At 61.2% G+C, this 23,099-nt stretch carries 25 protein-coding genes and 1 pseudogene; 10 read left to right on the forward strand and 16 right to left on the reverse strand.

Annotation, left to right across the window (positions count from 1 at the left end):
• Positions 1–254: pseudogene (locus tag V8Z78_RS18835) on the forward strand (hypothetical protein); the annotation flags it as partial.
• 103 nt (positions 255–357) lie between these two features.
• On the opposite strand, the gene V8Z78_RS18840 reads toward V8Z78_RS18835, so the two are convergent.
• From V8Z78_RS18840 to V8Z78_RS18875, 8 genes are all read right to left on the reverse strand, one after another.
• On the reverse strand, positions 358–1,257 hold the full coding sequence (locus tag V8Z78_RS18840; RefSeq protein ID WP_046460600.1) for a carbohydrate kinase family protein: 900 nt from the start codon (positions 1,255–1,257) through the stop codon (positions 358–360).
• A 24-nt stretch (positions 1,258–1,281) separates the two neighbouring features.
• Complete coding sequence (locus V8Z78_RS18845) at positions 1,282–2,562, reverse strand: zinc-ribbon and DUF3426 domain-containing protein (RefSeq protein WP_349731896.1); 1,281 nt, start codon at positions 2,560–2,562, stop codon at positions 1,282–1,284.
• 61 nt (positions 2,563–2,623) lie between these two features.
• Positions 2,624–3,514, reverse strand: a complete 891-nt coding sequence (gene prmA / locus V8Z78_RS18850; protein WP_003068930.1) for a 50S ribosomal protein L11 methyltransferase — start codon at positions 3,512–3,514, stop codon at positions 2,624–2,626.
• A 142-nt stretch (positions 3,515–3,656) separates the two neighbouring features.
• Complete coding sequence (gene accC, locus V8Z78_RS18855; protein ID WP_003081083.1) at positions 3,657–5,015, reverse strand: acetyl-CoA carboxylase biotin carboxylase subunit; 1,359 nt, start codon at positions 5,013–5,015, stop codon at positions 3,657–3,659.
• A gap of 124 nt (positions 5,016–5,139) precedes the next feature.
• Positions 5,140–5,601, reverse strand: coding sequence for an acetyl-CoA carboxylase biotin carboxyl carrier protein (gene accB, locus V8Z78_RS18860; RefSeq protein ID WP_003068934.1), 462 nt, complete (start codon positions 5,599–5,601; stop codon positions 5,140–5,142).
• 147 nt (positions 5,602–5,748) lie between these two features.
• Positions 5,749–6,300 (reverse strand): TlpA family protein disulfide reductase, encoded by a 552-nt coding sequence (locus V8Z78_RS18865; protein WP_003068935.1) that lies wholly within the window; start codon positions 6,298–6,300, stop codon positions 5,749–5,751.
• A complete protein-coding gene (locus tag V8Z78_RS18870; protein ID WP_003068937.1) occupies positions 6,293–6,895 on the reverse strand; it encodes a hypothetical protein in 603 nt (200 codons plus the stop codon). The genes V8Z78_RS18865 and V8Z78_RS18870 overlap by 8 nt, the downstream gene beginning before the upstream one ends.
• 40 nt (positions 6,896–6,935) lie before the next feature.
• Entirely contained in the window at positions 6,936–7,124 is a 189-nt protein-coding gene (locus V8Z78_RS18875; RefSeq protein WP_131667111.1) for a hypothetical protein, read from the reverse strand.
• Positions 7,125–7,167: 43 nt separating this feature from the next.
• Between V8Z78_RS18875 and mpl the strand changes: the two genes are divergently transcribed.
• The gene (gene mpl, locus V8Z78_RS18880) at positions 7,168–8,586 is read left to right on the forward strand and encodes a UDP-N-acetylmuramate:L-alanyl-gamma-D-glutamyl-meso-diaminopimelate ligase (RefSeq protein WP_039050230.1); all 1,419 of its coding nucleotides are present in this window, start codon (positions 7,168–7,170) and stop codon (positions 8,584–8,586) included.
• A 164-nt stretch (positions 8,587–8,750) separates the two neighbouring features.
• Here mpl and V8Z78_RS18885 read toward each other — a convergent pair whose 3' ends face one another.
• A complete protein-coding gene (locus V8Z78_RS18885) occupies positions 8,751–9,068 on the reverse strand; it encodes a hypothetical protein (protein ID WP_012839818.1) in 318 nt (105 codons plus the stop codon).
• A 395-nt stretch (positions 9,069–9,463) separates the two neighbouring features.
• Between V8Z78_RS18885 and V8Z78_RS18890 the strand changes: the two genes are divergently transcribed.
• Entirely contained in the window at positions 9,464–9,835 is a 372-nt protein-coding gene (locus V8Z78_RS18890; RefSeq protein WP_012839819.1) for a YqcC family protein, read from the forward strand.
• Positions 9,836–9,930: 95 nt separating this feature from the next.
• On the opposite strand, the gene V8Z78_RS18895 is transcribed toward V8Z78_RS18890, so the two are convergent.
• From V8Z78_RS18895 to rodA, 4 genes are all read right to left on the reverse strand, one after another.
• A complete protein-coding gene (locus tag V8Z78_RS18895; protein ID WP_003068944.1) occupies positions 9,931–11,091 on the reverse strand; it encodes a 3-deoxy-7-phosphoheptulonate synthase in 1,161 nt (386 codons plus the stop codon).
• 290 nt (positions 11,092–11,381) lie between these two features.
• Positions 11,382–11,669 carry a hypothetical protein gene (locus tag V8Z78_RS18900; RefSeq protein WP_314353378.1) on the reverse strand — a complete coding sequence of 96 codons (288 nt, stop codon included), beginning with the start codon at positions 11,667–11,669 and terminating at the stop codon, positions 11,382–11,384.
• A 10-nt stretch (positions 11,670–11,679) separates the two neighbouring features.
• On the reverse strand, positions 11,680–13,140 hold the full coding sequence (gene tldD / locus V8Z78_RS18905) for a metalloprotease TldD (RefSeq protein WP_003051333.1): 1,461 nt from the start codon (positions 13,138–13,140) through the stop codon (positions 11,680–11,682).
• A gap of 384 nt (positions 13,141–13,524) precedes the next feature.
• The gene (gene rodA / locus V8Z78_RS18910) at positions 13,525–14,706 is read right to left on the reverse strand and encodes a rod shape-determining protein RodA (RefSeq protein WP_003068946.1); all 1,182 of its coding nucleotides are present in this window, start codon (positions 14,704–14,706) and stop codon (positions 13,525–13,527) included.
• A 177-nt stretch (positions 14,707–14,883) separates the two neighbouring features.
• On the opposite strand from rodA, the gene V8Z78_RS18915 reads away from it, so the two are divergent.
• The 6 genes from V8Z78_RS18915 to ruvC all read left to right on the forward strand — a co-directional run bounded on the left by V8Z78_RS18915 (position 14,884) and on the right by ruvC (position 21,062).
• Positions 14,884–15,468 (forward strand): YqiA/YcfP family alpha/beta fold hydrolase, encoded by a 585-nt coding sequence (locus V8Z78_RS18915; protein ID WP_003068947.1) that lies wholly within the window; start codon positions 14,884–14,886, stop codon positions 15,466–15,468.
• Positions 15,469–15,639: 171 nt separating this feature from the next.
• On the forward strand, positions 15,640–17,709 hold the full coding sequence (locus tag V8Z78_RS18920; RefSeq protein ID WP_349731897.1) for a ribonuclease catalytic domain-containing protein: 2,070 nt from the start codon (positions 15,640–15,642) through the stop codon (positions 17,707–17,709).
• A gap of 29 nt (positions 17,710–17,738) precedes the next feature.
• Positions 17,739–18,599, forward strand: coding sequence for an energy transducer TonB (locus V8Z78_RS18925; protein ID WP_349731898.1), 861 nt, complete (start codon positions 17,739–17,741; stop codon positions 18,597–18,599).
• Positions 18,600–18,780: 181 nt separating this feature from the next.
• A complete protein-coding gene (gene aroE / locus V8Z78_RS18930; RefSeq protein WP_349731899.1) occupies positions 18,781–19,647 on the forward strand; it encodes a shikimate dehydrogenase in 867 nt (288 codons plus the stop codon).
• Positions 19,648–19,661: 14 nt separating this feature from the next.
• Entirely contained in the window at positions 19,662–20,390 is a 729-nt protein-coding gene (gene mtgA, locus V8Z78_RS18935; protein WP_003068953.1) for a monofunctional biosynthetic peptidoglycan transglycosylase, read from the forward strand.
• 123 nt (positions 20,391–20,513) lie between these two features.
• Positions 20,514–21,062 (forward strand): crossover junction endodeoxyribonuclease RuvC, encoded by a 549-nt coding sequence (gene ruvC, locus V8Z78_RS18940; protein ID WP_003068955.1) that lies wholly within the window; start codon positions 20,514–20,516, stop codon positions 21,060–21,062.
• Positions 21,063–21,225: 163 nt separating this feature from the next.
• Here the strand turns inward: ruvC and V8Z78_RS18945 are convergent, their stop codons facing one another.
• Positions 21,226–21,654, reverse strand: coding sequence for an RcnB family protein (locus V8Z78_RS18945; RefSeq protein ID WP_046460595.1), 429 nt, complete (start codon positions 21,652–21,654; stop codon positions 21,226–21,228).
• On the opposite strand from V8Z78_RS18945, the gene V8Z78_RS18950 reads away from it, so the two are divergent.
• Positions 21,653–21,853, forward strand: coding sequence for a hypothetical protein (locus V8Z78_RS18950; RefSeq protein ID WP_179626857.1), 201 nt, complete (start codon positions 21,653–21,655; stop codon positions 21,851–21,853). The two genes, V8Z78_RS18945 and V8Z78_RS18950, sit on opposite strands and share 2 nt — an antisense overlap.
• Before the next feature lie 3 nt (positions 21,854–21,856).
• Here V8Z78_RS18950 and V8Z78_RS18955 read toward each other — a convergent pair whose 3' ends face one another.
• Positions 21,857–22,033, reverse strand: coding sequence for a hypothetical protein (locus tag V8Z78_RS18955; protein WP_003068960.1), 177 nt, complete (start codon positions 22,031–22,033; stop codon positions 21,857–21,859).
• Positions 22,034–22,044: 11 nt separating this feature from the next.
• Positions 22,045–22,968: a UDP-3-O-acyl-N-acetylglucosamine deacetylase gene (lpxC, locus tag V8Z78_RS18960; protein ID WP_003068962.1), complete on the reverse strand. Its 924-nt coding sequence runs from the start codon at positions 22,966–22,968 to the stop codon at positions 22,045–22,047.
• Positions 22,969–23,099: the final 131 nt, after the last annotated feature.

Consider the following 23,099-nt stretch of genomic DNA (forward strand, 5'->3'; position numbering starts at 1 on the left):
CTGCCAAGGCCGCTGCTCCCGCAAAGGCTGCCCCCAAGAAGGCTGCAACCGCTGCCAAGGCCGCTGCTCCCGCAAAGGCTGCCCCCAAGAAGGCTGCAACTGCTGCCAAGGCCGCTGCTCCAGCGAAGGCTGCCCCCAAGAAGGCTGCAGCAGCACCCGCTCCTGCCGCAGTAACCGAAACCGCTGCACCCGTGGCACAGACCCGCCTGGCACCTCAAGCCGCCTGGCCCTTCCCCACAGGTAACAAGCCCTGATCGGTTCGCTGACCTGCACGCCATAAAAAAGCCCGACCTCTCTTGCGAGAGTCGGGCTTTTTTACATGCCTGATATCAGTGCCCTCAGGGCACGGACACCCAATCAGGGCTGGAAGTCCAGCTGATAGTTCTGCGGGCCGCGATGCGCAACCTTGAGCGCCCCCATGCGATTTCCCAGTTCGGCGCAACGCACCAGGTCCCAACCACGCTCCAGACCAAACAGGAAGGCACCGCGCCAGGCATCGCCGCAACCCGTGGGATCGACCACGGCAGCGGGCTTCACCGGAGCAACCAATGTCTTTTCACCCTGCTGCCAGACTTCGCAGCCTTCGGCGCCCAGGGTCACGACCAGGCCGCGCACCTTGTGCGAGATCTCGTCAAAGTTCAGGCCCGTGCGCTCGCTGAGCATCTTGCCTTCATAGTCGTTCACTGCCACCCAGTCGGCCTGCTCGATAAAAGCCTTGAGCTCGTCGCCATTGAACATGGGCAGGCCCTGGCCGGGATCGAACACAAAGGGAATGCCTGCAGCTTTGAACTGGGCGGCGTGCTCAATCATGGCTTGACGGCCATCGGGAGCAATAATGCCGATCTTGATATCGGCAGCCATGTCGGCAGTGATGCGATTCTCGTGCGCCTGCATCATGGCGCCTGGGTGGAAAGCCGTGATCTGGTTGTTGTCATGGTCGGTCATGATCATGCACTGCGCCGTATGCGTGCTCTGCAGCTGACCCACATGACGGGTCTCAATGCCCAGTTCCTTGAAGCGCTGCACATAATCCGCACCGTCGCTGCCCACCATGGCCATGGGGTGCGCATCGCCGCCAAGCAGCTTCAGGCTATAGGCAATATTGCCGGCACAGCCACCAAAGTCGCGGCGCAGCGTGGGCACCAGAAACGATACATTCAGTATGTGCAGCTGGTCGGGAAGAATCTGGTCTACGAAACGACCTTCAAAGGTCATGATGTTGTCGAATGCCAGCGACCCGCAGATCAAAGCGGCCATGGTGCGTTCTCTTTCAGAAATGAATTAGGGATAAAAAACCAGCGCCCGGTAACCCGCCACTGCAGCGCCGAGATCCTGCACCTGCACAGGAACGTTCACGCTCCACTCCTGACGGGCATGCAGCTGCTCCGGGGCACCCAGCAGCCTCAGGTCGATCACACGGCGCAGCAAAGGCCTGTCCTGTGCATCGGTCAAGGTCAGCTCGGCCATGGGCATGGCCACTGGCACATCGGAGCGGTTCTCCAATGTCAGGCTCCACTGGTACTGATGGTCATCGGCAAGTTGCTTGAAGCCCGAGCCACTGATCACCACATCGGCAATCGCGCGGCGGGCCTGCAGCTCGCAACCCGCCAGACTGCAGGCCTTGGTCAGCACAGGGGCCAGTGCCGGATATTGCGCAGCCAGCACATCGCGTTGCAGCCAAGCATATTGCCCCACGACACCGGCTACGGCTACCAGCGAGCCCAGCACCAGCGCCACACGCATGCCTGCCGAGTGCCAGAACGCCTGCCGGCGGGCCTGACGCACAAAGCCAGGTTCATTGCCGGCAATGGCTGCGGCCTCATCCTGATCCGCCTCCGTGACAGCCTGCGCCCGGCCCCTGGCGGGTTGTATGGCGCCGATATCGGCATGCAGCAGCGCCTCCTTCGAGACAGCTTCGGCCTGGGCCTCATCCTTGAGGTCCTGCGCAGCCTCGGCCATCAGGACCTCGCTCGGCGGCGGCGGCACAAGCAGCTCCGGCTCGGTGGGAGCGGGAATATCACCAGACTCCAGCCCAGCCTCCGGCTCGCTCGCATCCGGATGAGGATCATGCTGAGCAGCCGCTGCATCCTCTTCAGTCAGAGGGCGCGCCTGATCGACAAACGAGGGCTGTGCATCCGCCATCCCGGGCATGAACCCGGACAGCTCGGATTCGGAAACCACATCGGCAGACTCTGCTGCCGGTGCGACTTCTGCGACCTGGGCAGCAGCCGGTGCCGCGTCCACCGAGTCCGATGCCAGCTCCTGCAAGGCCTCAGCCTTCTGCGTATCGGGGGCGGGAGCATCCGCGGCATCCTGCTGAGGCCAAACCGGCGTCCGCTGCTCTCCGGCTTCCGTCGGCTGCACCTCCTGCACGGCAGGCCTCTGCGGCGCATCAGCAGCTTCCGGCTGCAGCAGCTCGTCGGGCACGGACTGCAACTCCTGCGAGGCATCAAAGACGCTTTGGCACATCCCGCAGCGCACCCAGCCCTGCGAGATGCGCAGTTGGTCGGCGACCACTTTGAAGCGGGTTCCACAGGAGGGGCAACGGGTGACTTGGCTCATCAGGGTTCAATTGTAGGCAGCAACAACCCGCACACCTGCTGGCTGCGGGTTTGCGTCGCAATCAGGCTGCTCGCTGTGCAGTCATGAGAATCCAGCCGTCTTCGCTGTCGGCCACCTCCAGCTTGAGATAAGGCGCATAGGCCTCCTTCAGCTCGTCGGCCTGGCGTTCCAGAATGCCCGCCAACACCAGATTGCCGCCAGCTTGCACACGACCGCACAGCAGCGGTGCCAGCACCTTGAGCGGCGTAGCCAGAATATTGGCCAGCACGGTCTGGTACTCGCCGCCAGCCGCATCTGGCAGGCCGGCCCTGACTTCCACATGGTTGGCACTGGTGTTGTAGTTGGTCGATTCCACGGCCGCGGGATCGATGTCCACCGCATCCACATCGGTCGCGCCGAACTTGGCTGCACCAATGGCCAAAATGCCCGAGCCACAGCCATAGTCCAGCGTGCGTCCCAGGGTACCCTTGGGCTGGCGTGCAATCCAGCGCAGACACATGCGGGTAGTGGGATGGGTGCCGGTACCGAAAGCCAGACCAGGGTCCAGACGGATGCTGACCTTGGCCTGCTCGGGCAGTTCATGCCAGGTAGGAACGATCCAGAACTCGGGCGTGATATCCACGGGCTCGAACTGCGACTGCGTCAGGCGCACCCAGTCCTGCTCGGGAACGGGCTTGAGGGCCAGAATCTTGCAGCCTTCAAAAAAGTCCTGAGGCAGCAGCAGATCACGCGCCTCGGTGGCCGCGGCTTCGTCGGGATAGAGGGCGATCACGCGGCTGCGATTCCAGCCCTCCTTCGGTGCGGGCATGCCAGGCTCGCCGAACAGTGCCTGCTCGGCTTCGGTCTGCGCATCGGCATCTTCTACGGACACGCTCAATGCATCGAGTGCATCCAGCGCTTCGCTAATGGTTTCGACCCGATCTTCGGGGCACAGCAGGCTCAGCTCGAACATGGCCATCCTTTCTAGCAACTGCGTCTCCATGCCAGGTCAGCCCTGACGGAGAGAACGCACTTGTACTTTCCTGAAAAACGAAAATGCTGGCCTCCGTTGCCAGAGGCCAGCATGGGAACTCAGAGCAGCAAGGCTCCTGATCTCATCGCTTGTTGGGCGTGCGATGCGTCAGCCACTCTTCCAGATAGTGGATGTTGGTGCCGCCTTCCATGAACTTGGAGTCGACCATCAGATCCTGGTGCAGCGGAATATTGGTTTTGATGCCTTCCACCACGGTCTCCAGCAAGGCCGTGCGCATGCGGGCCATGGCCTGCTCGCGAGTATCGCCATAGGCAATGATCTTGCCGATCATGGAGTCGTAGTTGGGCGGCACGAAGTAATTGTTGTACACATGGGTGTCAACACGTACACCAGGACCGCCGGGAGCATGCCACATGGAGATGCGGCCGGGCGAAGGGATGAACTTGTACGGATCTTCGGCGTTCACACGGCACTCGATGGCGTGCCCCTTGAACTCGACCTGGCGCTGGGTGAAAGGCAGCTTCTCGCCGGCAGCGATCATGATCTGGGTGCGCACGATGTCGATGCCCGTGATCAGCTCGGTGATGGGGTGCTCCACCTGCACGCGGGTGTTCATCTCGATGAAGTAGAACTCGCCGTTCTCGTACAGGAACTCGAAAGTACCCGCACCGCGATAGCCGATCTTCTTGCAGGCCGCAGCGCAGCGCTCGCCGATCTTCTCGATCAGACGACGGGGAATGCCGGGAGCCGGAGCCTCCTCGATCACCTTCTGGTGGCGACGCTGCATGGAGCAATCGCGCTCGCCCAGATACACGGCGCTCTTGTGCGTATCGGCCAGCACCTGGATCTCCACGTGACGCGGATTCTGCAGGTACTTTTCCATGTAGACGGCAGGATTGCCGAAAGCAGCGCCGGCTTCGGCCTTGGTCATCTGCACGGCATTGATCAGCGCAGCTTCGGTGTGCACCACACGCATGCCGCGACCGCCGCCGCCGCCCGAGGCCTTGATGATCACGGGATAGCCGATGGTCTTTGCAATGCGCTTGATGAGTGCGGGATCATCGGGCAGTTCGCCGTCCGAGCCGGGCACGCAAGGCACACCGGCCTTGATCATGGCTTGCTTGGCCGAAACCTTGTCACCCATGGTGCGGATGTTCTCGGGGGTCGGGCCGATAAAGGTGAAGCCGCTCTTTTCCACTCGCTCGGCAAAGTCGGCGTTCTCGGACAGGAAACCGTAACCGGGATGGATGGCTTCTGCATCGGTCACCTCGGCAGCCGAGATGATGGCCGGCATATTGAGGTAGGACAGCGGAGAAGGAGCCGGGCCGATACAGACGGCCTCATCGGCCAGCTTGACGTACTTGGCATCACGATCGGCTTCGGAGTACACCATCACCGCCTTGATACCCAGCTCACGGCAAGCGCGCTGGATGCGCAGGGCGATCTCGCCCCGATTGGCAACCAAAATTTTCTTAAACATGAAGTTCCTCGCAGCTTGGTGCCTGTGCCGCGGCACAGACTACTGCCAATGACTCAGTCGCGCAGCCAGTGGCTAGCGCACCTCGGCGCTGCCATGCGAACTGCACGCAACGCCTCATGATCTATCACTCGATCACGAACAGAGGCTGGCCGTATTCCACAGCCTGGCCGTTTTCACCCAGAACGCGAACAATGGTGCCGGTCTTGTCGGCTTCGATTTCGTTGAGGATCTTCATGGCTTCAACGATGCAGATGGTTTCGCCTTCCTTGACCTGGCTTCCCACATCCACAAAGGGCTTGGCGCCGGGGCTGGAGGCACGGTAGAAGGTACCGACCATGGGCGACTTGACCACATGGCCTTCAGCAGCAGCAGGTGCTGCGGCCGCCACGGGAGCAGCGGCAACGGGAGCTGCCGCCAAGGGGGCAGCCATCACAGGAGCGGCTTGCACGGGGGCAGCAACGTATTGGTGAACCACACCTTCGCTCTTGACGATACGGACCTTGCCCTCTGCTTCGGTGATCTCCAGTTCCGACACATTCGATTCGGACACCAGATCAATAAGGGTCTTGAGTTTTCGCAAATCCATGGGAGCTCCAGCGACGTATTTCTAAACAGGGCGCGAATTTACCTCAAATTCGGCCTTCTGCGTGCATTGGCAGATATTTTTCACTAACGTCGCCATGGAATTTAGTTACCTACACTTTTCTGACGACAAGAGCAATGTTCATTCGCTCTATTTGCTCCAATCTGTCAGATCTTCGCTGGAAAGCTCGCCTATTTTACGTTGCCGCACTTGCCCCTTGGCATCAAACAGAACCGTGAATGGCAGGCCTCCCTGCAAGTTACCCAGACTTCTGCTCAGTCCCAATCCCCCTTGCATGGCGATGGCTACGGGAAATTGCACAGGCTGACGCTGCAAAAAACGCAGCACGGCTTCGGATTTGTCGACCGCGAGACCAACGACCTGAATACCTTTTGCCCCCTGCTGCGCCGCAAATTCGCTGAGCATCGGCAGCTCCTTGACACAGGGCGGGCACCAAGTGGCCCAGAAGTTGACCAGCAAGGGCCGCCCCTGGAAGCCTGCCATGACAAAAGGCTTGCCATCGGGCGTTTCAAAGGTCTGACCCCACAGTTGCGCCTCGATGCCAGGGCCCATGGCCTGAGGCTGGCTGCGCCACCAGGCCACGCCGGCGCCGCCCCCGGCCGCCACTGCGGCCACTGCGCCGGTCAGCCACAGACGGCGCGAGCCATTGGTCGACTTGTTCTCAGAGGTGTTTTCACTCATCGCAGCTCTCCTGCAGCAGCTTGCGCAAGGCCTTGGCATCACCACGCGGGCTGCGGCCATGACTGTCGGGCTTCATGGCACCGCGCATATCATCATGGTCGTAGACCAGCAGATGCACGCCCACGGTTTCATTGATCGGCTTGCACAGTGCATGAATGGAAAGTGCCTCGACCGGCTTGCCCTGAAAGCCTGTGACCGTGCTCGGCTCGTATTGCACATGGTTGTTGATGAGCGCTATTTCGGCAGACTTGGGATCATCGCAGAACAGTTGCAGATAGATATCCGACAGCCGCGTGGCCGTGCCGCGCCAGACTGCTCCGGCCAGATGCGGGCGAAATTCCTGCAGCCTGTCCATCCAGACCAGGGCCAGCTCGCGCAGTGCCTGCAACTCCTGCGGCTGGGTGTCGCCGCAGAACAGCTCTATATATTCACGCACCGCTTCTTCAAGCTGGTCGTTGTCGGGCAGCGCCGTGCGGCCGGGCAGGCCGAGCTGACGCACGGCCCGTTGCTTGGCCGGACCCCATTCGAGGCCTTCCTCCACCACCAGGCGGGCCGCTGTCTGAGCGATTTCAGCAGTCACGTTATCCAAACTCATAGCGCTATTTCATCACGCCCGCCGCAGTAGACGCGGCAGGTCATGTCGCATTGTGACCCAGATGAATGACCGCACTTTGACCTGGCCCGTACAGACCAAGGTTTTGATAGCTGCTAGCGACCGCTTTGTATCGAACCGAAAGTAAAAACACATTTAAATCCATATGGGCCATGCGCAACCAGCTATCAATTTGGTAAGAAAGGTTACCGTCAGCGCTCAGGCAGGCCATGGCTTGCCTCCAGGTCATGCAGGCAAACGTAGAATCCCCGGCCATGCACATACATATTCTGGGCATTTGCGGCACCTTCATGGGGGGCCTGGCCGCCTTGGCACGAGAAGCCGGTCACAGGGTGACGGGCTGCGATTCCGGTGTTTACCCGCCGATGAGCGATCAGCTGCGCCAGTTGGGCATCGAGCTGATCGAGGGCTATGGCGCCGACCAGATTGCGCTCAAGCCCGATATGTATGTGGTCGGCAACGTCGTCAGCCGCAAACGTCTGCCCGACGGGTCGCCCAAATTCCCGCTGATGGAAGCGATTCTGGACACCGGCGCCGCCTATACCAGCGGCCCGCAATGGCTGGCCGAGCATGTGCTGCGCGGTCGCCATGTGCTGGCCGTGGCCGGCACCCACGGCAAGACCACCACCACCTCCATGCTGACCTGGGTGCTTGAGTGCGCAGGTCTGCAACCCGGTTTCCTGGTCGGCGGCGTACCACTGGACTTTGGCGTCTCCGCCCGCCTCGGTGCGGCCCAGCGCCCCGCCGCTGGTCCTGGCCCCGTCGGTGACGAACCCGTGTTTGTGATCGAGGCCGATGAGTACGACACCGCCTTCTTCGACAAGCGCAGCAAGTTTGTGCACTACCGCCCGCGCACGGCCGTGCTCAACAACCTGGAATTCGATCACGCCGACATCTTTGACGATCTGGCAGCCATCGAGCGCCAGTTCCACCACCTGATACGCACCGTACCGTCGACCGGTCGTGTGGTGAGCAACGGCCTGGAAGAGAGCCTGACCCGCGTGCTGGCCCAGGGCTGCTGGAGCGAAGTGCGGAGCTTCGGCTCGGCGGTCAGCGATTTCAGCGCCGATGGCGATCCCAGCGACTTTGCCGTGCTGCACCGCGGCAAAAAGGTGGCGCAACTGCGCTGGAGCCTGACCGGCGTGCACAACCAGCTCAATGCACTGGCCGCCATCGCTGCCGCCGACCATCTGGGCGTTAGTGCCGAGGTGGCTTGCGAAGCCCTGTCGCGCTTTCAGAACGTCAAGCGTCGCATGGAACTGCGCGGCACGGTCAACGGCATCGAGGTCTATGACGACTTCGCCCACCACCCCACAGCCATCCGCACCACCCTGGACGGCCTGCGCCGAAAGCTCGGGGCAGAGGCCCGCATCCTGGCAGTGTTCGAGCCTCGCAGCAACACCATGAAGCTGGGCACCATGAAGAGCCAGTTGCCCTGGTCGCTGGAAAGCGCCGATCTGGTCTTCTGCCACACTGCAGGTCTGGACTGGGATGCCGCCGAAGCCCTGGAATCCATGGGCGTAGGCCCCGGCCAGCGCGCTCAGGTAGCAGGTGATATCGAGACCCTGATAGCGCAGATCAGCGCCGTCGTCCGCCCCGGTGACCATATCGTCTGCATGAGCAACGGCGGCTTTGGCGGCATCCACGCCAAGCTGTTGCAAGCGCTGAAATAAGCCCCGATAAAAGCAAATGCCCGCTCTACGCGTGCATTTTCATCAGCAACCTTCAAAACTGGCATGCCTTGACACGGAGACAGCAAGCAAGAGCCGTCTCGCAGCGAGGCTGTCGCCCCCTCCGCGAAGCAGAGAGGGGGAAGCCGCAAAGCGGCTCAGGGGTATCAATAACTTATCGACATCGCAGGCACATCCACCCGGATCAAGGGCTTGGACAACACTGCATGCGCTGCCAGGGCATAGCTGTTGCGCCAGTCTTCGTTGTCAAACAGCTCGGGGCGATTGCGCGCCTCACGCGCCACCACCACCAGCTTGTCCGCCAGCAACACCTTGCCAGTAGCCCGCAAAGGCTCGCACTCGAGCGAGACAAACTGCTGATCCAGCCAGCGTCGGCCTTCGTCCGAACTGATAGGGGACAGCGACTGGGTATCGACCCGGTATTCACGGTCGCCATCCAAAACCACGATTACTTCACTACGCATAAATCTCCTCTGACCTGGTGACTCTTGCACCATTCGTTGTCGTGGCCACAGCTTAATAGTGACCGCGGTGCTGAAGACGCTGCAAGCTGACGGCTTGCAAACAGCTGCGGCAACCAATGCATGGCCTGAAAGACTTGCATCAAGCATCACAGTGGTTACAGGAACATGGCATGCAAAGCATTGAAAAATCTTTAAATTTCATAGCATTGCTCGCATGCTTGGCAAGAATATAAGGGCAAAACTGTCTTTTTCAAGTGTCATTACGGACTCGTAACCCGCCAGTTATCTCCATCCAGGCTCCTGCCTTGAAAATGTGATGAGAGGACTTACATACTGCATAAATCTTTGACGAATACCAGTTTGCAGGCCTTGCAACGCCTTCAGGAACCATCACCATGACCGCTGAGAACATCCACCAAGAAATACGCGAGCATCTGCTGCAGCTGGAAGCCGAACTTCAAGTCCAGAAACTCTGGTCTGCCGTTGCTCCAGACCCCAAGGCACTGGAATCCACCACGCCTTTCATGTACGACACGCTCAAGCTGCACGAGTGGCTGCAATGGGTGTTCATCCCGCGCCTGCGCGCCGTGATCGATGCCAAGGGAAGCCTCCCCCACCAAAGCCATGTCTATCCGCTGGCCGACCACGAGTGGCAGCAGCGCACCGACTTTGACAAGCAACAGCTGCTGCGCCTGCTCAACCGCATCGATGCCACCCTCAATGGATGCGAAATGACTCCGGCATCAACGCCGGACACCAAACACTGATCGAGCAGGCAAGCAGCCCCATTCCCATATAGAAAAACAAACAGGCCACAGGAAATACTCCCTGTGGCCTGTTTCGTTCACGCCCGCTTTATCGATCAGGCGAGCACTTCTGCTTCCTGCTTGCTGGCGAGCGCAGCAGCGCGGCGCTGGCTCACGGCCTGCGACAGCTCTTGCAGCGTTGCCAGCGAATCATCCCAGCCCAGGCAGGCATCGGTAATGCTCTGGCCGTAGGTCAGATCGCAGACTTCGTCCTTGCCGGGCGTGAACTTCTGCGCACCGCCGACCAGATGGCCTTCGATCATCACGCCGAACACGCTGCTGGAGCCTCCGGCGATCTGAGCCGCGATATCACGGGCCACATCCTTCTGGCGCTCATGCTGCTTGTTGCTGTTGGCGTGGCTGCAGTCCACCATCAGCGAAGGTGTGAGGCCCGCTGTCTCCAGATCCCTGCAGGCGGCCGCCACATGCTCGGCATCGTAGTTGGGCGTCTTGCCACCGCGCAGAATCACGTGACAGTCCTGATTGCCGCCCGTATGCACGATGGCGACCTGGCCGTTCTTGTGCACCGACAGGAAATGGTGGCCGCGGCTGGCCGACTGAATCGCGTCGGTGGCAATACGGATATTGCCGTCCGTGCCATTCTTGAAGCCAATCGGCGCCGAGATGCCCGAAGCCAGTTCGCGATGCACCTGGCTTTCCGTGGTGCGGGCACCGATGGCGCCCCAGCTGATCAGATCGCCGATGTACTGAGGCGAGATCACGTCCAGGAACTCGCTGGCCGCTGGCACACCCAGGCGGTTGATGTCGATCAGGAGCTGGCGCGCAATGCGCAGGCCTTCGTCGATGCGATAGCTCTGATCCAGGTAGGGATCGTTGATCAGCCCCTTCCAGCCCACGGTGGTGCGGGGTTTTTCGAAATAGACGCGCATCACCACTTCCAGCGTGTCCTTGTACTGCTCACGCACCACGGCCAGACGGCGGGCGTAGTCCAGGGCAGCAGCCGGATCGTGAATGGAGCAAGGGCCGACGATGACCAGGAGACGGTCGTCCTGCGCACGCATGATGTTGTGGATGCTGCGGCGGGTGTCGCTGATCAGCGTCTCCACGGCAGTGCCGCGAATGGGGAAGAAGCGAATGAGGTGCTCTGGAGGGGGTAACACTGTGATTTCCTTGATACGTGCGTCGTCGGTTTGGCCTGTCTTGGGAGAGCCGGCGCGATACCAGGAATCGGTGGCGGAAGTGTTCAGAGCAGTCATGGCAATCTTTCGTGAGGTGTTTGATCGTTGAAAACCGGGGGTGCTGAAACGTAGGGGTGAAAAAAAACCGCCGGGCTTTGCAGCTTCGGCGGTTCTTTGGGAGGTGTTTGCAGGATGCGCGCGTTTACCTCTCAGCCGCCGGGGGCGAGAACCAAAAGTAAAAGAAATAAGCGCGTTGCGTTTGCATGTCTTTCAATGTAGCACAGCTCTTTTGCATTGCAACATCAGCAGCTCGCACCGCTGTTCTGTCAAAAACAGGTTCCCCCTCTGAAATGGCGCATTTTCAAAATTTATTCATGCGCAATATTTTTGCGTTTTTTCATATTTTTCAGAATTTTATTGATAGAAAATTCTACCAAACCAGAATCAGTGCAATTTTCCAGCGAATCGGCAATATTCATGGCAAGACCTCGAAACGCCATGAAAAAACCCTGCTGCCTGGCGATATACAGCGGTTTGCCACACGCTTTTTTGCCGTAAACGGCCTGTGGCGAACGGTCTGCAACACACTGAAATGAAAAACCCCCGCTCTGCCATGCAAAGCGGGGGTTGGTGCTCGCGACGGGCAAAGCCGTCATGAAACCTCTATCAGGCCGTGCCGCCGACTGTCAGGCCGTCAATGCGCAGCGTAGGCTGGCCCACGCCCACAGGCACGCTCTGGCCTTCCTTGCCGCAGGTGCCCACACCCGAGTCCAGGCGCATGTCGTTACCTATCATGCTGATGTGCTTGAGCGACTCCGGGCCGCTGCCGATGATGGTCGCACCCTTGACGGGGTACTGGATCTTGCCGTTTTCCACCCAGTAGGCTTCGCTGGCAGAGAACACGAACTTGCCGCTGGTGATGTCCACCTGACCGCCACCGAAGTTGGTGGCGTACAGGCCCTTCTTGATGGAGCCAATGATCTCCTGCGGATCCTTGTCGCCACCCAGCATATAGGTGTTGGTCATGCGCGGCATGGGGATGTGGGCGTAGCTTTCGCGACGGCCATTGCCCGTGGGCTTGACGCCCATCAGGCGTGCATTCATCGAGTCCTGGATATAGCCCTTGAGAATGCCGTCCTCGATCAGCACATTGCTCTGGCTGACATGGCCCTCGTCGTCCACGTTCAGAGAGCCACGGCGATCGGCAATCGTGCCGTCGTCCAGCACGGTCACGCCCTTGGCGGCCACGCGCTGACCGATGCGGCCGCTGAAGGCGCTGGAGCCCTTGCGGTTGAAGTCGCCTTCCAGGCCGTGGCCCACGGCCTCGTGGAACAGCACGCCGGGCCAGCCCGAGCCCAGCACCACCGTCATCACACCGGCCGGTGCGGGACGCGATTCGAGGTTGACCAGGGCCGCATGCACGGCCTCGTCCACATACTGGCTGATCTGCTCGTCGCTGAAATAGGCCAGACCGAAGCGACCGCCACCACCGGAGGAGCCCACCTCGCGACGGCCCTTTTGCTCGGCGATCACTGTCACCGACAGGCGCACCAGCGGGCGCACGTCAGCGGCCAGCGTGCCGTCCGCACGCGCCACCAGAACCACATCGTATTCACTGGCAAGACCGGCCATGACCTGCACCACGCGCGGGTCCTTGGCGCGGGCCAGCTTTTCCACCTTGCCCAGCAACTCGACCTTGGCCGTGCTGTCCAGCGTGCTGATGGGGTCCAGCTCAGGATAAAGCGAGCGGCTTTGCGCAATCTTCTGCGCACCCGCCTTGACGCGGCGCGTCTGGGTTGCGCTGGAGATGGAGCGCACGGTACGTGCGGCATCCAGCAGCGAGGCTTCGGAAATGTCGTCGGAATAGGCAAAAGCCGTCTTCTCGCCGCTGACCGCCCGAACGCCTACTCCCTGATCGATGGAGAAGGAGCCGGTCTTGACGATGCCTTCCTCCAGACTCCAGCCTTCCGCGCGGGTGTACTGGAAGTAGAGATCGGCGTCATCCACCTGGTGCGAGCGAATTTCGGCAAGCGCACGCGCAAGATGGGTTTCGTCCAGGCCGAAGGGCTCAAGCAGCAACTGACGGGCCGTGGCCAAGCGTTCGATGGTGGGTTCGCGGGAAATCATGAGAGCATTGTAGAGATAGCTGCAAGCCCTGACTTGTCTCGGGCTGCGCATAAAAAAGAGCGGAATGCTGCCCCACCAGGCTGAACAACATTCCGCTCCATTCACTTAGCTTCGCACTTGCCGGGTTCCGCCCTGCCCGCTTTGCATTGCAGAACCCCACCTGGGTCTTTGCCGCTCCCGCTTGATCGGTCTTCTGACCCCCCAGAACCGTTTGTAAACGCTGTTTACAGTCGAAGCAAGACCCTGGACGGAACTACTGACATTTTTCAACGATCTAAGCCCGCCGCCCCAGCACGCAATTTCACACAAAACCATTACTCAAGGCTTGCAAAACATAGGATGGAAGCTCTCCTTTCAAGAGCATCCAATCCCTATCACGGGTCTTCACGCATGGGGAATATGCCCATCACCGCCGGGTAGTTGCCGCTGCGCCCGCGACACCGACATCAGCACGCCCAGCGCCAGGCCCAGCGTGACCATGGCCGTGCCGCCATAGCTGATGAAAGGCAGGGGCACGCCCACCACCGGCAAAATGCCGCTGACCATGCCCATGTTCACGAACGCATAGGTGAAGAAGATCATGGCCACGGCAGCTGCCATCAGCCGGCCGAACAGCGAGTTGGCATTCATGGAAATGGCCAGCCCGCGCCAGACCAGCAGCAGAAAGCCGACGATGATGAAGAGATTGCCTATGAGGCCGAATTCTTCGGAATAGGCGGCAAAGATGAAGTCGGTGGTGCGCTCTGGAATGAATTCCAGGTGGGTCTGCGTGCCAGCCATGAAACCCTTGCCCCAGACACCGCCCGAACCGATGGCAATCATGCCCTGAATGATGTGAAAGCCCTTGCCCAGCGGGTCGCGCGTGGGGTCCAGCAAGGTACAGACGCGTGTCCGCTGATAGTCATGCAGAAAATACCAGCTCACGCCATCGGCGCAGAGCTGGGGTTCAAACCAGACGATGAGGAAAATGCCGACCAGGGCCAGCAGCACGGGCGGCACGATGAGTTTCCAGGGCAGGCCGGCAAAAAAGATCACGGACAGGCCGGCAGCCATCACCAGCAGCGAGGTGCCCAGGTCTGGCTGCTTCATGATCAGGCCCACGGGCACCATCAGCAACACAAAGGCGATGACAAAGTCCGATGCACGCAGATTGCCCTCGCGGCGCTGGAACCACCAGGCCAGCATCAGCGGCGTGGCGATCTTCAAAAGCTCGGAGGGCTGAATCACCACTCCCACATTCACCCAGCGCGTGGCCCCCTTCTTGGTGATGCCGAACAGCGCCACCGCCACCAGCAACACCACGCCCAGGGTGTAGAGCGGCACGGCCACCTTCATCAATTGCTGGGGGGATATCTGGGCCAGCACGAACAGCAGACCCGCCGCAATCAGCATATTGCGACCGTGGTCCACAAAGCGCGTGCCGTGATCGAAACCCGCCGAGTACATGGCCAGCAGCCCCGCACCCGCCAACATGGCGATAAAGAGGAGCAGCAGGAAATCAAAGCCGCGAAACAGCGGAACAATGCGTTGCAGCAGCGAGGGCTTATCGAATTCGATGGCGGACATGGGCCGCAATTATCGTGGGAGCCGACTGCCGTGCAGCTTGCAGGGTTGAGCTTTGCTGACGACTCAAGTCGGCCCACGCTCATTCCTCCCGCCATAGGCCTTCTCCCCTGATAGTCTTGGGGCAGACAGTCCACAATGACCGAGACAGAAGTGTTTTTACCAGAGGAGATTGCCGCTATGACGACCACCCACCTGCTGTATCTGCATGGCTTTCGCTCCTCCCCCCAGTCCAACAAGGCACGCATCATGGCGGACTATGTGGGCGCCAGGCATTCCAAGGTACGCTGGTGGTGCCCTCAGCTGCCGCCCTCGCCGCGCGAAGCGGCGGCCGTGATAGCAGAGGGCATCGCCAACTGGCCACGCCAGAACATGGCCGTCATGGGCTCGTCGCTGGGCGGCTATTACGCCAGCTGGGTGGCCCAGCTGGCGCGCTGCAAGAGCGTGATGATCAACCCCGCCGTCAACCCGGCCCGCGACCTGGAAAAATACATTGGCGAGCAGTCCAGCTGGCATGACCCCGAGGAAACCTTCTTCTTTCGCCCCGAATACATTGAGGAATTGCGCCAGCTCGACACCCGCACCATGACGCCGGCAGCACCCGAGATGGTGTTGATCGCCCAGGGCGACGAGGTGCTGGACTGGAACGAGATGAGCGAGCGCTACCCTCACGCACTTCAATTGGTGCAAGAAGGCGGCGACCACGCCCTGAGCAACTTTGCCGAGTATCTAGACCGGATCGACGAATTTCTGGCCTTGGCCTGATGCCCCCGGCGACTCCAGGCGCCACCCCAGGAAACGGCTGTATTGCTGCAACGCGCCCCTCTGTGCACGGCCCTGACCGCGCGGGGGCCGCGTCTGATATTGACCGACCTCAAGCATGAACTGAATCACTTCTGAGCGCCGAATGTTCGGCTCGTGGGAAAATGCGTGGTTATGCACGCACTGTTTGAAGAAGCCGGCAAATTTCTGGCCGGGCGCATCCTCTCCGAAGCCGAATCCTCTGCCCAAGTCGAGCTGGACTCGGGCAAGCGGGTCAAGGTCAAGGCCGCCAATATCCTGCTCAAGTTCGAGAAGCCGGCTCCTGCCGAGTTGGTCGCCCAGGGCCAGGCCCAGGCCGCCGAGATCGACCTGGATCTGGCCTGGGAATTTGCGCCCGAGGAAGAGTTCGGCTTTGCCGACCTGGCGCGTGACTATTTTTCCGAATCCGCGACGCTGGCCCAGCAGGCCGGTGCGCTGTTCTGCCTGTACGACGCACCGCATTATTTCCGTCGTGCGGGCAAGGGCCGCTTCAAGAAGGCTCCTGCAGAAATCCTGCAGCAAGCCCTTGCCGCCATCGAGAAGAAAAAGCAGATTCAGGCACAGATCAACGCCTGGGCCGAGGAACTGGGCCGCGGCGAGTGCCCGCAGGCAATCCGCGAACAGCTCTACAAGATTCTGTTCAAGCCCGACAAGAACGCAGCCGAATACAAGGCCGTGGTCGATGCCAGCCGCGCCACCAAGCTGGCCCCGCTGGAGCTGCTGCACCGCGCCGGCGCCATCGACTCTTCCTACCAGTTTCACTGGAAGCGCTTCCTGTTCGACAACTTCCCCAAGGGCACGGGCTTCCCCTCCGTGCAGGCCCCCCAGCCACCGGCCGACCTGCCCGTGGCCGATGTAAAGGCTTTTTCCATCGACGACTCGGCCACCACCGAAATCGACGATGCGCTGTCCGTCACGGGCCTGGGCACGGGCACCGTCACCGTGGGCATCCACATTGCGGCCCCCGGTCTGGCCATCACGCCCGGCGGCGAGCTGGACAAGCTGGGCCGCGCCCGCCTGTCCACCGTCTACATGCCCGGCTACAAGATCACCATGCTGCCCGACGACGTGGTGCATATCTACACGCTGGACGAAGGCCGCTCCAACCCCGCGGTCTCGCTGTATGTGCAGATCAACGAAGAGACGCTGGAGACCATCTCCAGCGAAACCCGTCTCGAGCGCGTGCCCGTGGAAGTCAACTTCCGCTACGACAAGCTAGATCACATCGTCACCGAGGAATGGCTGACCGACTCCTCAATCGAGGTTGAAAATACGCCTGATTCGTTGCTGGGCAAGCGCAAGGAGCTCACCTTTTTGCAGCGCTGGTCCAAGTTCCTCAAGGCCAATCGCGAAGTGGTGCGCGGCAAGCCCGAGAACTTCAACCGCCCGGACTACAACTTCCGTCTCGTCGGCAACGACGGCGCCGAGCCCAATGGCAGCGAGCAGGTGCAGATCACCGTGCGCAAGCGCGGCGCGCCGCTGGACCTGATCGTGGCCGAGGCTGCCATCGTGGCCAACAGCACCTGGGGACTGATGCTGGCCGAGCACGGTGTGCCCGGCATCTACCGCAGCCAGGCCAGCCTGGCACCCGGCGTCAAGGTGCGCATGAGCACCAAGGCCTTGCCGCATGCCGGCATCGGCGTGAAAGCTTACTCCTGGGCCACCTCCCCGCTGCGCCGCTATGTGGATCTGGTCAATCAGTGGCAGATCATTGCCTGCGCCCGCCACGGCAAGACGGCCGCCCTGGCCGCGCCCTTCAAGCCCAAGGACGCCGAGCTGTTCGGCATCATCAGCAGCTTTGACGGCGCCTACAGCGCCTACAACGGCTATCAGGCCGGCATGGAGCGCTTCTGGACGCTCAAGTATCTGGAGCAGAACGGCATCAGCGAACTGACGGCCAGCGTGTTCAAGGAAGGCCCCAACGGTTCCTTCCTGGTACGCGCCGACAATCTGCCGCTGGTGCTGCCCGTACTGGGTGCGCAGAACCTGCCTCGCGGCGCCCATGTGCGTGTCAAGCTCGGCGAGATCGACGAGATCTCGCTGGACATCTCGGGCACGCTGATCGAGCACCTGGATGCAGGCGCCGAAGCCGAGAGGGAAGGTGAGGACAGCGGCGAGGACGATGACGACGCCGTGGCCGGCCCCATTTCCATTGCGGTGGACATGAACGACGCCGATCCCGCTGCAGACCAGCCCAAGTCCTGACCTCCACATCTCATCGCCCTGACGCTGCCGTGAAACTGCCCACCTCTCTTCGACGACTGAGTACGCTGCAGCTGGCGCTGGGCGTTTCCATCGCCGTCCATGCCGTGTTGCTGACCGTCCGCTTCGTGGACCCGGAACGCTTTGAGCGCGTGTTTCAGGACACGCCGCTGGAAGTGATTCTGGTCAATGCCCGCGCCAACGAGACGCCGGACAAGGCCCAGGCCATTGCCCAGACCTCGCTGGCCGGCGGCGGCGATGCCGACCAGGGCCGTTCCACCAGTCCCATGCCCTACTCGGCCCTGACGACGGTGGGCGATGATTTCGAGGAAAAACAGCGCCAGCTCGATGCCATGCAGGAGCAGCAGAATCAGTTGCTGACCCAACTGCGCCAGCAAGTGGCCGCGCTGCCCCCGATAGACCCGCGCCTGAGCGCCGACAACAAGGCCCTGGAGGCCCAGGAAGAAAAGCGCTTGCAGCTCATCAAGCTGCTGGCCGAGATTGAAAAGCGTATCAACGCAGAAAACGCCCGCCCCAAGAAGCGCTATATCAGCCCCGCCACCAAGGAGGCCGTGTACGCCGTCTACTACGATGCGCTGCGCCGCAAGGTGGAAGACAAGGGCACGGAAAACTTCCCCGAGAACAAGGGCAAGAAGCTGTATGGCGAGCTGGTCATGATCCTGACCGTGAATCATGACGGCCGCGTGCTTTCCACCGAGGTTGTGCAGGGCTCGGGTAACCGCATGCTCGATACCCGTGCCGAGGCCATTGCCCGCGCCGCAGCCCCTTACGGCCACTTCGGCCCGGCCATGCGCACCAAGGCCGATCAGATCGCCGTCGTCTCGCGCTTCAGGTTCACACGCGAGCAGACACTGGAAACAGACATAAGGTGACCCCCTGTGCCGCCTTCGGCGCCTTCCCCCGCTCTCGCATCGCTTCGCTTGCAGGCGGGGAACGCAGCCAGCGCGGCGGGACGGCCCTTGTGCGGCTGCCTTGGCTTAGGCTGCGCCGATCTCGCCGGCCACTGCCCCAACGCGTACCCAACTCTGCTCAGCGATTTCCTTCAGCCTTTTTATGACAAATACGCTTGATGCCTACTGCGTCATGGGCAACCCCGTTGCCCATAGCCGCTCTCCCTGGATTCATGCCCGCTTCGCCGAGCTGACCGGCCAGCCCGTCAGCTATGACCACGCCCTGGTGCCGCTGGATGGCTTTGCCGACTTTGTGCGCGACTTTGCCGCGCGCGGCGGCAAGGGCTGCAATGTGACCGTGCCCTTCAAGCTGCAGGCGGCCGAGCTGGCCACCAGCACCAGCGAGCGCGTGCGGCTGGCTGGTGCTGCCAATACGCTGGTATTCGGCGCCAACGGCATTCATGCCGACAACACCGATGGCCTGGGCATCGTGGCCGACATCACCCGCAATGCCGGTGTGCCCATCGCCGGGCGTGATGTGCTGCTGCTTGGCGCGGGCGGCGCCGCCGCTGGAGCCCTGGGCTCTTTGCTGGAGCAAAAGCCCTGCCGCCTAGTCGTGGTCAACCGCACTCATGCCAGGGCTCAAACGCTGGTCCAGCAGCATGCGGCCATTGCCACACTACATAACGTAGAGCTGGTAGCACTTGAAAGGCAAGTGCTTGAGACTGATCTGACCCAAAATTTCGACATCATCATCAATGCCACAGCCAGCAGCCTGGCTGGGGCTGATGTGCCCGCGCCCGCCAGCGTGCTGCACGCACGCAGTCTGGCCTACGACATGATGTACGGCCCCGCCGCTCAGAATTTTCTGAATTGGGCCAGCAGCCACGGCGCGCTGGCGCGTGATGGTCTGGGCATGCTGGTGGAGCAGGCCGCCGAGTCCTTTGCGCTATGGCGCGGCGTGCGTCCGCCCTCTGCACAAGTCTTGGCCGAACTGCGCGCTCTGCTGCACGCTGAAGCCGCTCACTAAAACCTCGCCCCACCATGAAAGCTCTTGGCCGACTGCTGTTGCTGGTGCTTTGTGCCACCCTGCTGCTGCAATTGTTTTTTGTAGCACGCATCGCAGTCATGGCATGGCTGGATCCAGAGTCCACCAGCTATCAGCGCTCCGAAGCCTGGCAGCTTGCCCACAGCAGCGAGGGCCTGCGCTGGCGCCAGCAATGGGTGGACTACGGCCAGATCTCCAGCAACCTCAAGCGCGCGGTGATTGCCTCCGAAGATGCCGGCTTCATGGACCATCACGGCGTGGAATGGGATGCCGTTCAGAGGGCCTGGCAGCGCAACGCAAAAGCCGAGGCCAGGGCCATGCAGGCAGAAAAAGCCGGAAACAACAGCAAGCCCGCCAAGGTCTATGGCGGCTCCACCATCACCCAGCAGCTGGCCAAGAACCTGCTGCTGTCGGGCGAACGCAATTTTCTGCGCAAGGGCCAGGAGCTGGTGCTGGCGCAATTGCTGGAGCTGATGCTGAGCAAGCAGCGCATTCTGGAGATCTATCTCAACAATGTGGAATGGGGCCAGGGCGTGTTCGGCGCCGAGGCCGCCGCCCGGCATTACTTCCGCAAGAGTGCCGCCCAGCTCAATGCGGCCGAGGCAGCACGACTTGCCGCCATGCTTCCGGCACCCAAGCGCTTCGAGAAAATGCCGCAATCGCGCTATCTGGCGCAGCGCAGTCGCACGATTGCGCGCTATATACCGATGGTGACGCCCCCCTGAGGCGCTTCGCCTGGGCGGCCCCGCGCCTTCCCCGAGGAGGACGGCAGCATCGCCGCAAAGCGGCTCTTGCTTGCTGTCACCCGCATGGAGCGTGAAGGTTTTGTACGTGGATAATCGACAGCCATGCGAATTCTAGGAATCGACCCTGGCCTGCAGACCACGGGCTTTGGCGTCATCGACATGGAAGGCCAGCGCCTGTCCTATGTGGCCAGCGGCACCATACGCACCAACAAGATGGAACTCGGCGACCTGCCGGGCCGTCTCAAGGTGCTGTTCGACGGCATCTCCGAAGTTGCCTCACGCTATCAGCCCGAGGTGGCTGCCGTGGAAATCGTCTTCGTCAACGTCAACCCCCAGTCCACGCTGCTGCTGGGCCAGGCCCGTGGTGCGGCGCTGACGGCCCTGGTCAACGCCAATCTCGCGGTTTCCGAATACACCGCCCTGCAGATGAAGAAAGCCGTGGTCGGCCATGGTCGCGCAGCCAAGAGCCAGATCCAGGAAATGGTCAAACGGCTGCTGCAACTGCCCGGCCTGCCCGGCACCGATGCCGCCGACGCGCTGGGGCTGGCGATCACCCATGCCCATGCGGCTGCCGCCATGGGGCTGATGGCCAAGTCCACCGATCTGCGCCGCAAGCAACATGCCATGTACCGGGGCGGACGGGTCTATTGAGCTCGCCCTTAGCCGCTTCGCGGCTTCCCCTTCTCTCTTCGGAAGGGATCGCAGGATGGCTTTTCCTCGCAGCCCCCGAGCTGAAGCACACACTGCTTCAAAGCTCTGCCCGATACAAAAAAAAGCCGTGACATGCCACGGCTTTTTTGATGGTGTGATTTGCTTAATAGGCGCTCAACACCATGGAGGCGATTACGCCTGTGGCAATGGCAACCAGCAGATAGTCGCCGCCGTTCTGAATCCAGTGATAGCCACGCGGCGGCGCCGACAGATGGTGGCCGCGCCAGTCATTCACCACATAGTGCTGGCTGCGGTATTGCGGCGGCACGCGACTGCCCTTGTACCAGTTATGGTCGGGACCACCGCCACGGCGACCATTGTCGTGATGATCGGCACGTCGGTCGTCGCGCCTGTCATAGCGCTGCTCATGCCGACCACGATCATCATGGCGACCGCCATGGCGCATGTCCTGCGCTCCATGTCCATTGCCGCGGCCGGGCGGCGGGCCGGGCTGCGCCTGGACGGCCAGACTGCCCAGACCCAGGCAGGCGGCAATGGAGGCAGAAAGAATGCGGGTAGTCAAACGGGACATGGGTACTCCTTTGTCGAATTGTTTCGGTCAACAAGGTGTGCGGCCGGTCATGGCGGCCGCAGCAGATCCATCTTTACCCAATTTCGGCGCTGCAAGAAGTGAGCAACTGCCGATTTACCACTTTTTGCGTGCTGTTTACAGAACAGAAACCTATGAAGCGCCGAGCCGGATTTGGCAAGCCGCTATCAATATTCATTAGTTCTCAGATGATGCGTCCGACAAACATCACGGCAAAAAAGGCCAGACCGGCAATCACCGTCCACTTGAACAGCAAAAAGCCCAGGCGCTTGTAATGCGCCTTGCCGGTTCCCAGATAGAAGGCAAAGCTCAATGCCGAAGCCAGAATCAGCAAGGTGGCCAGCCAGCGAAAGATCAGCATGGAGGTCTCGCTCACCAGGCCTGAGCGGGCATGGCAAAGCCCTGGGGAGCCTGGCGCTCGCTCTCGAAGGTCACGAGCTCCCAGGTCTCGGGCTGCTCGATCATTGCGCGCAGCAGCTTGTTGTTGAGGCCGTGACCCGAGCGAAAGGCGCTGTAGGCACCGAGAATGGGCTTGCCGATCAGATACAGATCGCCGATCGCGTCAAGGATCTTGTGCTTGGCAAACTCGTCGTCATAGCGCAGACCGTCGCTGTTCAGGACCTTGTAGTCATCCATGACGATGGCGTTGTCCAGCCCCCCGCCCAGTGCCAGGCCGTTGTTGCGCAACATTTCCACATCCTTGGTGAAGCCGAAGGTGCGGGCGCGGGCGATGTCGCGTGTGTAATTGTCCAGACCCATGTCGAACTCCACGCACTGCCCCGTGGAGTCCACGGCTGGGTGAGCGAAGTCGATCTCGAAGCGCAGCTTGAAGCCGTGGTAGGGATCGAAACGCGCCCACTTGAGGTTCTGGCCTTCGCCTTCACGCACCTCGATCGGGCTCTTGATGCGGATGAAGCGCTTGGGCGCTTTCTGCAACTCGATTCCGGCGCTTTGCAGCAGAAACACGAACGATGACGAGGAGCCATCGAGAATCGGCACTTCTTCGGCAGTGATGTCCACGTAGAGGTTGTCGATTCCCAGACCGGCGATGGCCGACATCAGGTGCTCTACCGTATGCACCTTGGCGCCGCCGCTGCCGATGGTGGAAGCCATGCGCGTATCGGTCACTGCCTCGGCGGAAATGGGGATATCCACAGGCTCAGGCAAGTCCACGCGACGGAACACGATGCCGGTATCAGGCTGGGCAGGGCGCAGCGTCAACTCGACACGCTGGCCGCTGTGCAGGCCCACGCCTACGGCACGGGAAATGGTCTTGATGGTACGTTGCTGAAGCATGCTGGTATTTTAAATGGGACAACCCCGAGCCGGCTTACGCCGACCCAGGGTTGTCTTAATCGCTGCGATACAGCGAACTGATGGGCCATCAGTCCTTAACGAACCAAAGGCCTTTGCGGCTGACTCTCAAG

This window comes from Comamonas sp. wu1-DMT (assembly GCF_040187805.1).
GTDB lineage: Bacteria > Pseudomonadota > Gammaproteobacteria > Burkholderiales > Burkholderiaceae_C > Comamonas > Comamonas thiooxydans.

What these genes read in the sequence shown, in the direction of transcription:
- V8Z78_RS18920 (WP_349731897.1), top strand. Translation starts at nt 15,640, where the DNA reads ATGCACGCACTGTTTGAAGAAGCCGGCAAATTTCTGGCCGGGCGCATC.
- accB (WP_003068934.1), bottom strand. Translation starts at nt 5,601, where the DNA reads ATGGATTTGCGAAAACTCAAGACCCTTATTGATCTGGTGTCCGAATCG.
- V8Z78_RS18870 (WP_003068937.1), bottom strand. Translation starts at nt 6,895, where the DNA reads ATGAGTTTGGATAACGTGACTGCTGAAATCGCTCAGACAGCGGCCCGC.
- ruvC (WP_003068955.1), top strand. Translation starts at nt 20,514, where the DNA reads ATGCGAATTCTAGGAATCGACCCTGGCCTGCAGACCACGGGCTTTGGC.
- V8Z78_RS18950 (WP_179626857.1), top strand. Translation starts at nt 21,653, where the DNA reads ATGGGTACTCCTTTGTCGAATTGTTTCGGTCAACAAGGTGTGCGGCCG.
- tldD (WP_003051333.1), bottom strand. Translation starts at nt 13,140, where the DNA reads ATGATTTCCCGCGAACCCACCATCGAACGCTTGGCCACGGCCCGTCAG.
- lpxC (WP_003068962.1), bottom strand. Translation starts at nt 22,968, where the DNA reads ATGCTTCAGCAACGTACCATCAAGACCATTTCCCGTGCCGTAGGCGTG.
- accC (WP_003081083.1), bottom strand. Translation starts at nt 5,015, where the DNA reads ATGTTTAAGAAAATTTTGGTTGCCAATCGGGGCGAGATCGCCCTGCGC.
- rodA (WP_003068946.1), bottom strand. Translation starts at nt 14,706, where the DNA reads ATGTCCGCCATCGAATTCGATAAGCCCTCGCTGCTGCAACGCATTGTT.
- V8Z78_RS18900 (WP_314353378.1), bottom strand. Translation starts at nt 11,669, where the DNA reads ATGACGGCTTTGCCCGTCGCGAGCACCAACCCCCGCTTTGCATGGCAG.
- aroE (WP_349731899.1), top strand. Translation starts at nt 18,781, where the DNA reads ATGACAAATACGCTTGATGCCTACTGCGTCATGGGCAACCCCGTTGCC.
- mtgA (WP_003068953.1), top strand. Translation starts at nt 19,662, where the DNA reads ATGAAAGCTCTTGGCCGACTGCTGTTGCTGGTGCTTTGTGCCACCCTG.
- V8Z78_RS18840 (WP_046460600.1), bottom strand. Translation starts at nt 1,257, where the DNA reads ATGGCCGCTTTGATCTGCGGGTCGCTGGCATTCGACAACATCATGACC.
- V8Z78_RS18945 (WP_046460595.1), bottom strand. Translation starts at nt 21,654, where the DNA reads ATGTCCCGTTTGACTACCCGCATTCTTTCTGCCTCCATTGCCGCCTGC.
- V8Z78_RS18890 (WP_012839819.1), top strand. Translation starts at nt 9,464, where the DNA reads ATGACCGCTGAGAACATCCACCAAGAAATACGCGAGCATCTGCTGCAG.
- V8Z78_RS18865 (WP_003068935.1), bottom strand. Translation starts at nt 6,300, where the DNA reads ATGAGTGAAAACACCTCTGAGAACAAGTCGACCAATGGCTCGCGCCGT.
- V8Z78_RS18895 (WP_003068944.1), bottom strand. Translation starts at nt 11,091, where the DNA reads ATGACTGCTCTGAACACTTCCGCCACCGATTCCTGGTATCGCGCCGGC.
- V8Z78_RS18915 (WP_003068947.1), top strand. Translation starts at nt 14,884, where the DNA reads ATGACGACCACCCACCTGCTGTATCTGCATGGCTTTCGCTCCTCCCCC.
- V8Z78_RS18845 (WP_349731896.1), bottom strand. Translation starts at nt 2,562, where the DNA reads ATGAGCCAAGTCACCCGTTGCCCCTCCTGTGGAACCCGCTTCAAAGTG.
- V8Z78_RS18955 (WP_003068960.1), bottom strand. Translation starts at nt 22,033, where the DNA reads ATGCTGATCTTTCGCTGGCTGGCCACCTTGCTGATTCTGGCTTCGGCA.
- prmA (WP_003068930.1), bottom strand. Translation starts at nt 3,514, where the DNA reads ATGTTCGAGCTGAGCCTGCTGTGCCCCGAAGATCGGGTCGAAACCATT.
- mpl (WP_039050230.1), top strand. Translation starts at nt 7,168, where the DNA reads ATGCACATACATATTCTGGGCATTTGCGGCACCTTCATGGGGGGCCTG.
- V8Z78_RS18885 (WP_012839818.1), bottom strand. Translation starts at nt 9,068, where the DNA reads ATGCGTAGTGAAGTAATCGTGGTTTTGGATGGCGACCGTGAATACCGG.
- V8Z78_RS18875 (WP_131667111.1), bottom strand. Translation starts at nt 7,124, where the DNA reads ATGGCCTGCCTGAGCGCTGACGGTAACCTTTCTTACCAAATTGATAGC.